A 14,958-nucleotide genomic window follows, 5' to 3' on the forward strand; every position below is an offset into this window, starting at 1 on the left:
ATTATCAGAAACAAGTTGCATAATTTATAAAATTATGTTTAAAAACTTGACTTAATACCATGATTTATTAAGGAGAAACTCATGTTAAGATTGATCGAATTACAAATGTTAAAAAAATTATTAAATAATCAGAAATTAGATTTGAAGGAGATTTCTAAATTTTTTGGAATTAGTTATATTCAAGCTAGAAATCATATTCGTTGTATAGATCGATTTTTACAAATTTCTATGAATTCAAAATTAGAAAAAGAAAATGATAAATATTCTATTGTGAATTATGGTAAGATAAATAATTATTTAGAGAATCTCCCACTTATTACATCGGAAAGAAGTGTACGAATAGATTATATACTGATAAAATTAATAATCGAGCGTAGAATAAATCTAACAGAAATCTCAAAAACATTGAATGTTACAAAAATAACAATTTATACTGATATAAAATTTGTAAAAAAGATTTTGAAAAATTTTAATCTATCAATTCTTAGTTTTAAATGGAAAGGAACGGAAATTATAGGAAGTGAAAAAGATATCTTTAGATTTTCTATTGAGTTTTTTACAAAAATATTAAGCTTAGATTTTTGTGACAATAATCTTTATTCTTCTATTACAAACTATAAATTAGGAGAATATCTAAAAAGTTATATTTTAAATGAACAGATAGAACAGTTTCATTTTTTTATAAAAAAAATCACTTTTTATTTAGACTATATACCAAACTTCTATCAATATAATAGTTTAGTAGCGTCATTAATCTATTCAAGTGTATGTAACAAAAGCATTAAAAATCTAGATATAATAAAATCTAATATACCTCTTAAAATATTTAAAAAATATGAAATGATAGTATATGAATCTCAAAAAATAAACTTAGTGGATTTAAAAAATTTCGATCCATTAATATATATATTATGTTCCAGTGATAAAGAGTTATTTAACTCAAAAAATATTTATGATACATTAATTAATATTTCGTTATTTATTAATGAAATCCAAGATTTATTTAATATGAAAATTGAGTTTCAAGAAAAATTTACAATAAATACATTAATAACAACATCAATATTTAAAAAAAGATATGTTCTTTCAGATTATTTATTTTTAAATATTGAAAATTATGATGAAAAATTTGTTCGATTTAAAATAATTATAAATAATTATTATTCAGAACTGTATGATGAAGATATTTATCAGCTTTATAATTATCTTATAGATATAAAAAATAGAAATAAATCATTAAAGATTAATTTAAAAAATATTTTATTAATAGATAAAAGTCTAAATTTATGGTTGGGAAATAAATTGAAAAAATTACTCAAACAAAATTTTGATTACTTGAAAATAAGTGTTCAATCGTATTGTAATGTAATAAATATTAATAAAACTTATGACTATATAATTTATATTAATATTCGACCTAATTTGGAGCGTGAAAATATTTTAAAGGTTTGTTACATGGGAGAGGAACATATTAATTTAAAAAAATTTGAATTTTTAGTTAGTGTTAAATTAATCGTTATTATACCATATATTTTTTTAATATTAGATAAAATATTTGATTCATTCAAATTGGAGATCGTATGAAACATATAGCAAGAACAGTACTTAATTTTATTATAAAAAAATTTAAATGTATAGAAGAAAAAAGACATAAATATCAAATTAAATCTTTACTGAAAAAAGATTTAAAAGAGTTATTTTGTTTGTATCAACCAAAATTAAATCTATTGGATAATTCCCTCTCAGAATTTGAAGCGTTGGCTAGAATTGAGTATAAAAACAAGATTATTTCACCACTTTTTTTTATTCCATTAGCTGAGAAATTTGATCTGATACATAAAATAGATTATAAAATTATGGAATTAAATATGAAGTTGATATCAGAATTATTAAATAAAAATAAGGATTTGGAGATAAAGATTTCATTTAATGTTTCAATAAAAACATTAGAACGTTCAGATTTCATTTTTGAAGTAACTAAATTGTTGAAAAAATATAATCTGAAGGGAAAATATTTTGAAGTAGAGATTACAGAAACTATTTTAATAAAAAATTTGGACTTATTTTTAGAAAAAATAATAAAATTGAAAGAGTTAGAATTAGATGTTTCATTAGATGATTTTACAGCAGGGTTTTCTAACTTTAATTTATTAGCATTAGCTCCTATTTCTAAAGTGAAAATTGATAAATCTCTTCTTGATAATTATAATATAAAAAAAGGAGAGATTATTTATATAAATTTGATAAAATTAATAAACTCTTTAGAATTATGTATAGTTGCTGAAGGTGTTGAAACAGAATCCCAATTAGAATTTTTAAAAAAACAAAATATTAATCATGCCCAAGGTTATTTAATTGGAAAACCAGATTTGATAGAAAAGTTTATATTATAACAAACAATATTGTTAAATTAATAGAAAAAACTTGAAAAAATATAAAAATACCTGTTATAACTTAAGATAAGTGTTACTAAAATAAATATACAGCAGGAGAAAAATATGAAAAAAATAATGATTTTATTTATTTTGTTATTGTGTATGGGGTGCTCATCTACATCTAGGAGAGACTCCAAGATTTCAAAGTATTTTACATTCAAAGAAGCAACTGATAGTGCTATAGCTAGAAAATATGGGATTAAAAATACTCCAAATAATTCTGAATACAAAAATATAGTTTATACAGCCCAAAGAATGGATGAAGTTAGAAAAGCCTTAAGAACTAGAGTTTATGTTACAAGTTGGTATAGAAATAAAAAATTGAATAAAAGAGTAAAAGGAAGTGGAAATTCATATCATCAAAAAGGTTTAGCAGTTGATTTTAAAATAAATGGAAATGCTAAAGATATTAAAAGAAAATTAGACAGAGCAAAAGTGAGTTATGATCAACTTATTTTTTATCCTAGGCAAAATAGAGTTCATATAAGTTTCAAAAAATCTAAACGTCAAGAACGAAAACAATATTTTATAATAAGATAAATGACCATTTTGAAATGGTCATTTTTACTTTATGATATATTACAGCAAGGGTTTCTCGAAGAAACATGCTGACCTTACTTCTGTTAGGTGTATTTGCATAGATTGGGTTTAATTTAAAGTCTATATTTTTAGCAAAAAATTTAACACGATACATATGGAAATCATTGCTAATTACTCCTATTGATGTAGAGTTTTGAGGAATCAGTTTTTTAGAAAATAAAAGATTTTCTAGAGTTGTGCTTGATTTGTTCTCTTCAATAATATTTTTACTAGAGATAGAATGCTTTAAAAGATATTTTTTCATTGCTTCACTTTCTGCTATAATCTCATCTTTACCTTGTCCACCAGATACTATAAATATTGTATTTGGATATTTTTGGTAATACTTTATAGCCGCATCTAATCGATATTTTAAGATATTTTTAGGCTGAGTGCCACGTAAACCAGCGCCTAAAATTATAACATATTCATTTTTAAGTTCGCTATATTTAGAATTGTTTATATCAGAGATAATTATTCCTAAAGTAAATAAAAAGACTCCTGTAAAAATAAGAGCGCTTAATTTCACAAAATTTCTTATAAATTTGGTTTGTTTTGAAATGAAATAAAAATAGAAACAACTTAGTAGATATATAAAGAATAAAATATTTATAAAAAATGATGACGGAAATTTTTGTTTATAAAGTATAAAAGAGCAAAGAATAATAAAATGAGATAAGAACTTAAAAAAAATCATGATAACCTCCTATAAATATTTAAAGATATTTTAGCATTATTTTTATTTTTTTTACAGCATAAGTGGTCATATTTATATAAAATGATCTATACAATAGAAAGGGGTATAAAAAAAATGTCCTCTAATATAATAGAGGACAACCCTTTAGAATTTTAGAAAGTTTAAGAAGGCTACTAAGGTAGGTATTGTTATTAAGCTAAATATTGTAGATAAAAGAGAACAGCTTGATGTAACAAGAGGTTCACGATTATATTTTAAAGAATAGGCTATAATAACTGAAGCTGTGGGTGTCCCCATCATAATAATGATAACACCTAAACTTTCTTTAGAAAGAGATAAGATACCGAATAAATTACAAACATAGACAACAACCAAAGTAAGAATAGGAATAAATATTGTTTTTATAATTGAAAATTGCCAAGCGATAGAGTTTTTAAATGATTCTTTGATTGATAATTCAGATAATTTAAGTCCAGCTGCTAACCAAGACAACGGAGAGCATAAGCCTGCGAGGAAACTTAGTGGTTTATATATCCAAAATGCAGTTTTGTCAATTCTCAAAAAAGCATATTTTTGTCCACTTATGTTTACTTGAGGAAGATACTCTTGAAAGATCCATATAAACAATCCCATAAAAGTAGCTAAAATAACTGGATTTAATAGCATAGATTTTATATTTTTATTATCCATTTTAATACCGGACATTTTAATAAATCCATATGAATATAGCAAAACTCTGTATGGAATAGAAAAAATTGAGGAGTAAATTATTCCCAAATCTCCATAAAGAGCTTGCACAATAGGGATTCCAAATACAGTTATCCCACCAAAAACTGTCATCATTTTTAATGTAAGTTGCTTTTCAGAATTTAAATTTTTGAAGAAGTATTTTCCCGTTAAAATTAGAGTTAAATGAATAAGGATACTCCAGATTAAAATATTTAAGCCATTTGCAAATGTAGTTTTATCAAAATCTTTCATAAAAGCATTGAATGATAATGCAGGAATAGAAAGAGATAATATTATTTCTCCTAAAGGTATAGAGAAATAACTTTTAATTTTTTCTGTTTTTCCTAAATAAAAACCTAAAACCATAATAGAGATTGAAGAAGACATAACTCCAATTATATTTTGATCTGATAGTATAGATATAAGTATGTTTGTTGTATTCATTGATTTTCACTCCTGTTATTTATTCTATTATAAGATTAGAAACTTCCATTTTAAGAAATTTTATTAGATCATTTGGATTAATTTTTATTTGTAAACCTCTTTGTCCTCCACTGATAAAGATAAAATCCTTATTTATACAACTGTGATGAATTAAAGAAAGATGTCTCTTTTTTATGCCTATAGGAGAACATCCTCCTCTAATATATCCAGTTTTTTCTTTTAATTTAGCAAGTTCAAGCATTTCAACTTTTTTTGAATTTACAATAGAAGCAACCTTTTTTAAATCAACCTCATCACTACCTGGGATGCATATTATAAAAAGATCATCTTTATCATTTGTAAGTGCTAATGTCTTAAAAACTTTTGTTATATCATTTCCTGTTTTTGATGCTACGTTGATTGCTCCTAATTCATTTTCATCAATTTCATATTCGATAATATCGTAATTTATCTTAGCTTTGTCAAGCTCTCTCATAGCATTTGTTTTCTTTATGGCCATCTTAACTCCTTTTAGTTTTAAATTTATTTTTTATCCACTTCTATTGTATATATAATAGAAGTGTTTATGTTTTCTAGAATTATAAAGTATGACAAAGATATTGATTAAATAATTATACATCAATAATGGCCAAAAATAAAAATTTTATAATTGTCCATATGTGTTGTCTAGTTACTTAAAATAAAAAAAATATAATTTAGATTATATCATAGTATGTAGTGAAAAAAATATACAAAAGTTGCTTTTTGCTGTAAAACGATTTATAATATGTTATCAAAATTTAAGGAGTGATAAAGATGAAGAAAGCTATACTATCGTTACTGCTTTTAATGTCGTCATTGAGCTATTCTAGTTGGTGGGGAGGATTAGATGGTGGTACAAGGGCTGCTATAGTAACTGGATCTGCTCTAATACTAGGATCGCAATACAACCAAAGTGAATATAGACATCAACAAGATTTAAGAAGATTAGACACGCAGATTCGTAGAGGATATGAAAGACAGGCTGTAATAGAGAATGCGAATAGAAAGTATTCAAATGTGGGTGCTCCAGGATATTTATATGAAAATCCAAGACCTGTTCAGCAAAATTATAATCAAGGATATAATTCTAGAGGTGGTTCGCGAGCAAGAATTATCTATTCAGATCAAAGAAGTCAAATTTTAGAGATGGCAGATGGAACTAGAATAGTAATAAATCAATAAAACAATAAAAGGAGAGTTTAATAAGCTCTCCTTTTATTATGTTTGTTTATGATAACATATTAATAAAAATAGTTATAATTGAAGCGTTCACAAAATCAATAAATAAAGATCCAACAAGAGGTAATGCAAAGAAAGCTGTTGGAGAAGGACCGTTAGCAGCTGTAAAAGACTCCATATTGGCCATAGCATTAGGTGTTGCACCCATTCCAAAACCACAATGACCTACAGCCATAACCGCAGCATCATAGTCTTTACCCATCATTCTAAATGTTACAAAATATGCATAAAGAGCCATTACTATTTTTTGAGCTAAAAGAATAGCTACTAAAGGAACAGCTAAAGCGGCTAATTCCCACAATCTCATTGACATAAGAGCCATTGCTAGGAAAAGTTGAAGAGCGATATTTCCTACAGTATTAATAGCGCTTAAAGGAATCTCAACTTTATAAGCATCAGTGATATTACGAAGGATCGCAGCAATAATCATAGGACCTATATACACAGGAAGAACAATTCCTAAATTTTTGGCTAAAGGAGTTACGAATCCACCAATTCCCATAGCTAGAACTATATAAACAATAGCTTTAAAGAGTAAATCTTCATTCAAATTAAGTTTGTCTTCATTTAAAACTTCATCTTCAGAAAGAATAAATTCCTCTTCTTTTGGAGAAGAAAGATTATGTTTAAGCATTAATTTTTTACCAACAGGGCCACCGATAAGGCATCCAGCAACTAGACCAAATGTAGCAGAGGCAATAGAAACTGACATAGCACCAGTAGCTCCAGCAGCTTCTAAAACAGGTCCGAAAGCGCCTGATGTACCGTGCCCACCAGTAAGTGGAACAGATCCAGCAGCAATACCAATAAGTGGATTTAAGTTAAAAACTTTAGCCAGAGATACACCAACTACATTTTGAATGATTACAAGAATAACTGCAACTAATAAAAAGGTAAAGACTTGTACTCCTCCTTTTTTTAACATTTTTAAACTAGCTAAAAATCCAATTGTAGTAAAAAATGCAACCATTAAAAGATCTTTTAAAGATCCATCAAAATTAAAAACAAAGAGTTGAGAGTTATATCCTATTAAAGAAAAAATTGAAAAAATAACTCCACCTATAACAGGAGCGGGAATAAAAAATTTTTCAAAGAAATAAATTTTATTTTTAATCCATCTTCCAATTAATAATAAACAAACTGCTATAGCCAAAGTTTCTGCCATGTTAAATGTGTGTGTGAACATAAACTTCCTCCTTGAAGAATTTATTTGAAACATTTTGTTATATTTATTGTACAAAAACATTGTTAAGTATACAAATATAAAAAAAATATACAGCATATTTATGCTGTATATTTGTCATATACGAAATGTATAATTGATATATTTTATATATAGTTAATTAAAAAAGCTCCAAAAATAGAGTGTTCTCATTTATAATTTTTTTTGTATTTTTTAATAAAATTTTCTTGGAGAAGATTGGACCATCGTAAACAAAAGTGTGATATTCACCATTTTCTCCGCAAACATCTGAACCAGTCAGTTTAATTTCTTCAATAAGATCATGTGTAAGAGTTTTTCCTAAAAAATCTGTATTTAAATTTTTTAAATTTATTTTTTTGATAATAGCTTTATAACCTAAATCTATAAATTCCTTAACTAATTCTTCTCTATTTTTTTGCCAAAGAGGAAAAATAGCATCTAATTCAGTATTTTTACATCTTTGTTCTCCCCACTCTCTGTGATGTTTTATATCTATATCACCAAAAATACAAGCTTCAGCTCCCAATGTTTTCATATTTTTTAATGCATTCTCAAATGTTTCTTCATAGTTATTACCTTCACATTCAACAATCAAAAGAGGAATGCTTGTAGAAGATGAAACTTGTTTCAAAAGTTCTATTGAAATATCGTGGAACCAAGATTCACCGTTATTTTTATTTATTGTTGTCATGAGAGCGATGGGTTCATACCCAAGTGAAATCGCTTTATGTAAAGACAGTGTACTATCTTTACCCCCGCTAAAAGAAACTACAACTTTTATACCCATAAAATCCTCCGGAAAATTTAATCTATCATTACAATATTATAGATAATTGAGAGTATAAAAACAAGAGGAATTTAAAAAAATAAAAGAAAAAAGGAAGTGACTTAAAAATGGAGTACATAGGGATAGATAACCTGTAAAAACTAGAGTTGAGGAGGTAAAAAATGGGATACAAAAAATCATTTTCAGAGGTAGATTCTAAATATTGGGGAGAGTATAAGGTTAGAATGTCTAAAGCACAGGGAGTTGAAGAGGTAAAGAAAATATTTTCTATGGTTGTAGCAGATCTAGTAAAAGAGATTGAACCAAAACTAAATCCTATATATGGAGAGTTCAGTGGTGATTTTGAAATAGATGTAAAAAGTGAAAAAAAATATAAAGTAGCTGCAAAATTAGCGGATGATCCAGCATATGTTGATTTAGTAGAAAATTCAGATTTACCAGCAATTTTAGCAAAATATGCAGAGATGGCGGTTAATAAAAAAACGCATCTTTTAGGAAAAGAAGGGCAAGAAAACGGAAAGAAAATAGTTCATTAAAATTAAGATCCCCGTACTATTTAGTACGAGGATCTCTTTATTTTGAGGGCGGGAATTTTATGAAAATTTATACTAGAATGATTTTCTTAAACCAAGTTTGTAGAACATTCTTTCTTTATCAGAAGAAGCTGAAGAACCATATTTTTGATCTAGAGCTGTTTGCCAATAAATTTCTCCAACTACAGTTAAACTAGAATCAACTTTATAATTGAATGTTGTACCGATTCTTGTTTCATCCTTATCTTTAATTTTTTTATATTCTGAAGGCTTACTTTTATTAAGACTTTCTTCTTCATAATGTAAGTCAAATCTTCCGAAAGGACCAACAACTAATTTATCAGTTAGATTCATATTGTATCCAACTCTAAGTTGCCAACGCATATATTCAGAAGAGTGTTCAACATATTTATATTCATTATAAATAGAAGCCCATACAGAGTCTTTGTTAGAGAATCTATGTCTGATTCCTAATAATTGAACTTCTTGATACCAGTCACCATAATAAGTTTCAGAACCAGTTTCTTCTAATCTTGATTTTTTGTCTACTTCAGCAAAAGCAGGACCAGTAAATCCACTTAAATATAAATTTGTAGAGTCAGACAATTTATATGTCATATCAGGATAGAATCTTAGATTTAAATATCTTTTTGCTTGGCTATAGGGACTAGTGCCATCAATAGCCCACTGCTCATATCTAAATCCAACTTTAGGAGTTAGAGTGAAGTTTCCGTTGTTGTACTTATACCCACTTGCAAATAATTCAAATCTATCTCTTTTTGTTTTAAACTTTTTACTTGAATCAGTATGTCTTTCTCTTCCATATTGATCTTGATACAGATACTTGAAATCAAGCTTTAAAGCTGATCCTTCTGGAGTAATACTACCACTAACGTAAGGCATAAATACATCGGAAGTATTATACTTACTATCATACTGCTCATTTTCGAAACCGAACTCGATTGTGTGTGCAAAAGCACCAACAGATAAAATACTAGCTAATAATAAAATAATTTTTTTGGACATTTAAGTCTCCCCCTTTTTTTATTTTAATGAAAACTAAATAGTTAATCTTGTTTTAATCTTTTTTATTTATATGTTTGATTCGTTTATAAACTTAATACACTCTTTAGCTGTTTCAGGAGTTGAATTTTCAAGAAGAATATCAGCGTCCACATTATATTTCTTTATACAAGCTAAAAGAGTTTTAATATCGAAGTTCCCATGACCGATAGGAACAACTTTAAGACGATTATCCTCTACTAAGAAATCTTTCAGGTGAATGATTTCTATTTTGTCAGAGAAAAGCTCAAAAGCTTTCTCAATAATCTCTTTTTGGTTTTGAAAATTTGTAATATCTAAATAGTTAGTTGGATCAAATATAACTTTTAGGTTTTTAGAAGGAACGGCCTTTAGAGCTAAATCCATTTTTTCAGGAGTACATATAATATCTTTTTTAACTCCTTCAATACCAACAAATGTTCCAGTTTTTTCGGCATAACTAACAATCTCTTTTAAAGTATCTAAGAATGTATTGAAAGCTTCCTCAGAGTCATTTAAAGGTGTGTAAGTATAGTCAGTTGTTAGACAACCAGTTTCAGTTCCAACAAGACAGTTATCAAAATTTTTCGAAAAATCAAGATGATATTTGAATTTTTCAATATCAGCATATCTTTTTTCCTTATCTGGATTTCCCATATTGATATAACAGCCTAAAACAGAAAGTCTAACTTTTTCTTCAGTTAGATTATTTTTTAAAAAACCAGCTAAATCAGTATTAAGATTTTCTTTTGAAACTTTAAAATCAATAAAAGATTTCCCCAAAGCTAGTTGCATACATTGTCCATCAAGTGATGTTATTTTTTTTAAAAGCGATGAGAAATTCTCTAAATTGTAGTTTCCCATATCGTGAGCTCTAATTCCCACTTTCATCATAATTATTTCTCCTAAATCGTTTTTTTATAAATTACATTTTTATCATATACAGAGTTTCCTTCAATATGTTCACCGTGGATATATCCGCCACTTGTAATATATTTAGGAATAGAGTTTTCTTTTCCCTTTAAAGTAGCATCTAAAGTAACAAGTGCTAGTGCTTCAGGAGAATCAACTCTAGAGTTTAGATAGTTTGCATTCTCAACAAAATATCCATTTTTAAATTTAGTACTTACGATATTATCTCCAATAACTCTTGCTATTTTTAAATAGCTATCATTTTTTGTGATATTGTAAAGATCAGTCATTAAGAAAATAGCGTAAGGTGATGCATTTTTGGTATTTAAATCAAGATTGATATTTTTTCCATCTGGGGTTCCAATATCTCCTAAATTAAATGTTTTATTGACCATTCCTCTAGCGAAATTCCAAAGATCGCCATCTTTAGAAACTTCATAAGACCTAATAAGCGCTAAAGGATATTCTTCAGTTGTTGGCTTTGTTCTAGTAAGCTTAGAACCTTTTTTACCATAGTATCCATCTCTAACTAAAACATAATCAGTTAAATCAGTTCCGTCATTCCAAATAGGCTTAATCTCTCCAGTTTCAAAGTCAAAAGCAACTTTGTAGAAGTTTTTAAGTGTATCAACAGACCAATTTAATAGATCTTTATCCCCAGTTTTTTTATAGATTTCAGTTAAAACTAAAGCGTTGTCAACAACAATAGCTTTTGCATTTCCTTTGAAAAGTGCATTCCCCTCTTTGGCAATATCCCCAAATTCAGGACCAAATTGTCTGAAAGCTCTATCTCCGAATTTAGAGTTAGTATCAGAATCAGATTTTGGTGGCCACTCTCTTTGTTTTGGAGAAGAGAATTGATAGACAGGTGCACCAGTTTTAGGATTTTTAGCAAGTTCAAATTGTTTTAAAAGAGTTTTTGCCCAATTAATCATATATGGATTATTTTCAAAACTGTTTAAGGTATAAGCTGAATATACTAAATCAGATGCAGCATTAATAAATGTTAATCCTTTTGTTTCTGGTAAGATAGGCAACTTAGAGGGATCAACAATATCTTTAGGTGTATTGTTTTTAAAAATCTCCATATCTAGATTTTTACTATAACTTCCATGTCTTCCCATATCTAAAGTTTCCCAATCCTCTACATGAGCATTCCAAAAAGCAGTAATATATTGTTTTGTATTTTGAGGGGCAACTTCATATAAAAAATCATAATAAGGAAAGTGATTTTTTAGTTCATGAACTTGATTTTTATCTTGAGGTCCTTCTAATTTGAGAGTATCTAAGTTTACAAATCTATGACCTCCCCAATAGTAAAGGCCATTTTTATCAGTAAAATTAGCTAAGAAATATTTTGTAGTATCGATTGCTGTATCTTTATATTTTGAATCGCCAGTAACTTCAGATAAGATAAGGAGTGTTCTTAAAAAATTTTGTTGATTTGCAAAATTTGATATTTTTACTTTGTCTCCATTAGGGTATATCCATTCAACAGGTTCTTTAGTTAAAATATTTATTCCATCAGCAATTAATGGAGTTGGATTTGTTTTACTTCTGCCGTCTTTAAGAATATTGTTATAAAATGTTTCAACACTGTCTAATCTAGTTTTATCATTTTGAGAGTATTCAACTTTTGCTAGGGCTAAAGTTGATAGCCCCAGAAAAATTGAAAGCTTTAAAGCTTTTGTCATGATTTAATTTCCTCCTAATTATTTTCTTTTAAGAAATTATTTGTTACAGAAATTAATTGATTAGCAGCTTCATCTGATGAGATTTGTTTATAACCTAGTTTATCAACAATATCTTTAATAGCTGCATGTAATTGTCTATGCTCAAATAAAGGGTGAATTCCTTTACCAGCAAATTCAATAACTTTATTGTTAGCTTCTAGTATAAATGGATCTAGTAAGTTATTTTCTTTTAAAGTAGAGATAGCAGATGCGTTAGCTGGAATCCCTCTAGAAACATCAAGAATTTTAACTGCTTCAGGATCAGAAACTAAGAAGTTTAATAACTGAGCAGTTTCTTTAGGGTGTTTAGTATTTTTATTGATGGCTAATGCCATTGAAACTTTAGAGAAGCCTGATTTATAAGGTCCGAAATCTTTTGGATACTCTCCAACGACTAACTCTTGCCCTTTTTCTAATGAATCTCTCCATTTAAGAGAGGCACTATCCCACTCGTAAGTTCCGCCAAATTTTCCAACAATCCAGCTAGGGTGCTGATCAAGCTGAATATTTCCAGCTGCAGCTCTATCTTCTAAAGAAGGTATAGTTTTAGTATTTACTAGATTTAGATAGAAATCAGCTGCATTTTTTATCTGTTCTGGTGTATATGCAACAGCATTATCTACAATAAAAGGTTTTCCAGTTTCTTGTTCAAGTTTATAAAGCATTAAAAGAAGAGCACCATAATAATCAACTTCAAATCCAAAGTAATCATTTCCTAACTTTTCTTTCATAACCTTTGTTGAGTTAATAATATCTTCGAAACTTTTTGGTAAAGCTAAACCAGCCTTATCATATGTAGTTTTATTATAAAGGAATACTCTTCCAGCAACTCCATAAGGAATAGCATTTAGTTTGTTGTTTACAATACATTGTTCTAAAATATTTTTATCATATTGATTTAAATCTATTGTGGAACTAAGGTCGTTTAAATTATAAAAACCATCTCCATTTTTAGAGAAAATATTAATCCAGTTCCAGTTTATTTGCATAAGATCTGGAGCCATATTTCCGGCCATTTGGGTAGTTATTTTTTCTTGCCAGCCTTGCCATCCACCATATTCAGATTTTATTTTTATATTAGGATGTTTCTCTTCGAATAGCTTTAAAGCTTCCAAAGTTTTTTTGTGTCTATCGTCTCCACCCCACCATGAAACTCTTAAAGTAACTTCTTGATTGTTAGCAGGAGTAGAGGCAGTATTTTCTTTATCTTTATTGCATGCGGTAAAAACTGATAACGCTGTTAATGATAGAAAAATTGCTTTTTTATAACTCATAGACATTCTCCTTATAAATGAAATTTCTTATTGATTTTCTGATAAAAATTGATTAGTTGTTGTGATTATATCTTTAGCTGTTTGTTCAACTGATGATTTTCCATATCCAAGATTTTCAATAACCCCTCTTAAATCTGTATTTAATTTTTTATGTTCAAATAGAGGATGAATTCCTTTACCAGCAAACTCTTTAACGGCATTGTTTGCCTCAAAAGCTAATCCTGTAAGTTGTCCACTTGCTTCTAAAGTAGCTACAGCTGAACTGTTAGATGGAATTCCTCTAGATGTTCCTAAAATTTTAACTGCTTCAGGATCAGTTGTTAAGAATTCTATAAGAGTTGCAGCCTCTTTAGGATGTTTAGTATTCTTTTTTATAGCGAATGCCATAGATACTTTGTTAAATGCAGATTTGTTAGGTCCGAACTCTGTTGGGAAATCTGCAAGAACAAGCTTTTGATTACCTTCAAGAGCATCTTGCCATTTTTGAGCTGAACTATCCCACTCGTAAGTTCCAGCATATTTTCCTTGAATCCAGCTAGGGTGTTGATCTAAAGGAATAAATCCAGCAGCGGCTCTAACTCTCAATGAAGGTAAAACATTTTGTTCAACAAGATTGTTGTAGAATTTAACAGCTTCAATAACTTCAGCTTCAGAGTAAGCAACTTTATTATCAACTATGAATGGCTTTCCAGTTTCTTGCTCTAATTTATAAAGCATTAATAAAAGAGCACCGTATGCATCAGTATCAAATGCATAGTAGTCATTTCCTAATTTTTCTCTAATTACTTTCGCAGAAGAGATCATCTCATCAAAGTTTTTAGGAACTGGTAAACCAGCTTTAGAATATGTTGTTTCATTGATATAAAATACTTTTCCAGTCATTCCAACAGGAATAGCATTTAGTTTTCCATTAACACTACATTGTTCTAGAATATCAGTACTATAGTTACTAAGTGTGATAGTATCTGAAAGTTTATTTAAATCATAGAAACCAGTTCCATCTTTTGAGAAAAGATCAATCCAGTTCCAGTTTATTTGCATAACATCAGGAGCAGTATTTCCAATAATTTGAGTAGTTACTTTTTCTTGCCAACCACTCCAACCACCATACTCCCCTCTAACTTTAATATTAGGATGCTTTTCTTCAAACAGTTTTAGTGCTTCTAAAGTTCTCTTATGTCTATCGTCTCCGCCCCACCAAGACATTTTTAAGTTTACAACTTTAGAATTAGCTAAAGTCATTGTAGGATAGGCCATACCTATCGCAACAGAACTTAATAAAAGTAATTTTTTAAAATCCATAAACCTTACCTCCCGTATTATAAAAAAA

15 protein-coding genes are annotated in these 14,958 nt (G+C 28.2%); 5 read left to right on the forward strand and 10 right to left on the reverse strand.

What is annotated here, in order from left to right; all coding sequences use genetic code 11:
* Positions 1-81 precede the first annotated feature (81 nt).
* The 3 genes from L988_RS09810 (at position 82) to L988_RS09820 (ending at position 2,975) form a co-directional block, all read left to right on the forward strand.
* On the forward strand, positions 82-1,584 hold the full coding sequence (locus L988_RS09810; RefSeq protein ID WP_047383838.1) for a helix-turn-helix domain-containing protein: 1,503 nt from the start codon (positions 82-84) through the stop codon (positions 1,582-1,584).
* Complete coding sequence (locus tag L988_RS09815) at positions 1,581-2,393, forward strand: EAL domain-containing protein (protein WP_047383840.1); 813 nt, start codon at positions 1,581-1,583, stop codon at positions 2,391-2,393. Before L988_RS09810 ends, L988_RS09815 begins: the two co-directional genes overlap by 4 nt.
* 105 nt (positions 2,394-2,498) lie before the next feature.
* The gene (locus tag L988_RS09820) at positions 2,499-2,975 is read left to right on the forward strand and encodes a D-Ala-D-Ala carboxypeptidase family metallohydrolase (protein WP_047383842.1); all 477 of its coding nucleotides are present in this window, start codon (positions 2,499-2,501) and stop codon (positions 2,973-2,975) included.
* On the opposite strand, the gene L988_RS09825 is transcribed toward L988_RS09820, so the two are convergent.
* The 3 genes from L988_RS09825 to ybaK all read right to left on the reverse strand — a co-directional run bounded on the left by L988_RS09825 (position 2,962) and on the right by ybaK (position 5,377).
* Positions 2,962-3,543: a YdcF family protein gene (locus L988_RS09825; protein WP_197053963.1), complete on the reverse strand. Its 582-nt coding sequence runs from the start codon at positions 3,541-3,543 to the stop codon at positions 2,962-2,964. The two genes, L988_RS09820 and L988_RS09825, sit on opposite strands and share 14 nt — an antisense overlap.
* Positions 3,544-3,855: 312 nt before the next feature.
* A complete protein-coding gene (locus tag L988_RS09830; RefSeq protein ID WP_047383844.1) occupies positions 3,856-4,884 on the reverse strand; it encodes an AEC family transporter in 1,029 nt (342 codons plus the stop codon).
* A 19-nt stretch (positions 4,885-4,903) separates the two neighbouring features.
* Positions 4,904-5,377: a Cys-tRNA(Pro) deacylase gene (ybaK, locus tag L988_RS09835; RefSeq protein WP_047383889.1), complete on the reverse strand. Its 474-nt coding sequence runs from the start codon at positions 5,375-5,377 to the stop codon at positions 4,904-4,906.
* A 302-nt stretch (positions 5,378-5,679) separates the two neighbouring features.
* Between ybaK and L988_RS09840 the strand changes: the two genes are divergently transcribed.
* Positions 5,680-6,087, forward strand: a complete 408-nt coding sequence (locus tag L988_RS09840; RefSeq protein WP_047383846.1) for a hypothetical protein — start codon at positions 5,680-5,682, stop codon at positions 6,085-6,087.
* Positions 6,088-6,133: 46 nt separating this feature from the next.
* Here the strand turns inward: L988_RS09840 and gltS are convergent, their stop codons facing one another.
* The gene (gene gltS, locus L988_RS09845) at positions 6,134-7,330 is read right to left on the reverse strand and encodes a sodium/glutamate symporter (protein WP_047383847.1); all 1,197 of its coding nucleotides are present in this window, start codon (positions 7,328-7,330) and stop codon (positions 6,134-6,136) included.
* A 157-nt stretch (positions 7,331-7,487) separates the two neighbouring features.
* Entirely contained in the window at positions 7,488-8,135 is a 648-nt protein-coding gene (locus L988_RS09850) for a diphthine--ammonia ligase (RefSeq protein ID WP_047383849.1), read from the reverse strand.
* 161 nt (positions 8,136-8,296) lie between these two features.
* Between L988_RS09850 and L988_RS09855 the strand changes: the two genes are divergently transcribed.
* Positions 8,297-8,671, forward strand: coding sequence for a hypothetical protein (locus tag L988_RS09855; protein ID WP_047383851.1), 375 nt, complete (start codon positions 8,297-8,299; stop codon positions 8,669-8,671).
* Between the two features lie 72 nt (positions 8,672-8,743).
* Here the strand turns inward: L988_RS09855 and L988_RS09860 are convergent, their stop codons facing one another.
* The 5 genes from L988_RS09860 to L988_RS09880 form a co-directional block, all read right to left on the reverse strand.
* Positions 8,744-9,694 carry a hypothetical protein gene (locus tag L988_RS09860; protein WP_047383852.1) on the reverse strand — a complete coding sequence of 317 codons (951 nt, stop codon included), beginning with the start codon at positions 9,692-9,694 and terminating at the stop codon, positions 8,744-8,746.
* Between the two features lie 66 nt (positions 9,695-9,760).
* Positions 9,761-10,603, reverse strand: a complete 843-nt coding sequence (locus tag L988_RS09865; RefSeq protein WP_081982954.1) for a sugar phosphate isomerase/epimerase — start codon at positions 10,601-10,603, stop codon at positions 9,761-9,763.
* 11 nt (positions 10,604-10,614) lie between these two features.
* Positions 10,615-12,315: an exopolygalacturonate lyase gene (locus L988_RS09870; RefSeq protein WP_047383854.1), complete on the reverse strand. Its 1,701-nt coding sequence runs from the start codon at positions 12,313-12,315 to the stop codon at positions 10,615-10,617.
* Between the two features lie 14 nt (positions 12,316-12,329).
* A complete protein-coding gene (locus L988_RS09875) occupies positions 12,330-13,628 on the reverse strand; it encodes an ABC transporter substrate-binding protein (RefSeq protein WP_047383856.1) in 1,299 nt (432 codons plus the stop codon).
* Between the two features lie 27 nt (positions 13,629-13,655).
* Complete coding sequence (locus L988_RS09880) at positions 13,656-14,930, reverse strand: ABC transporter substrate-binding protein (RefSeq protein WP_047383858.1); 1,275 nt, start codon at positions 14,928-14,930, stop codon at positions 13,656-13,658.
* Positions 14,931-14,958: the final 28 nt, after the last annotated feature.

It is taken from the genome of Cetobacterium sp. ZWU0022 (genome assembly GCF_000800875.1).
GTDB lineage: Bacteria > Fusobacteriota > Fusobacteriia > Fusobacteriales > Fusobacteriaceae > Cetobacterium_A.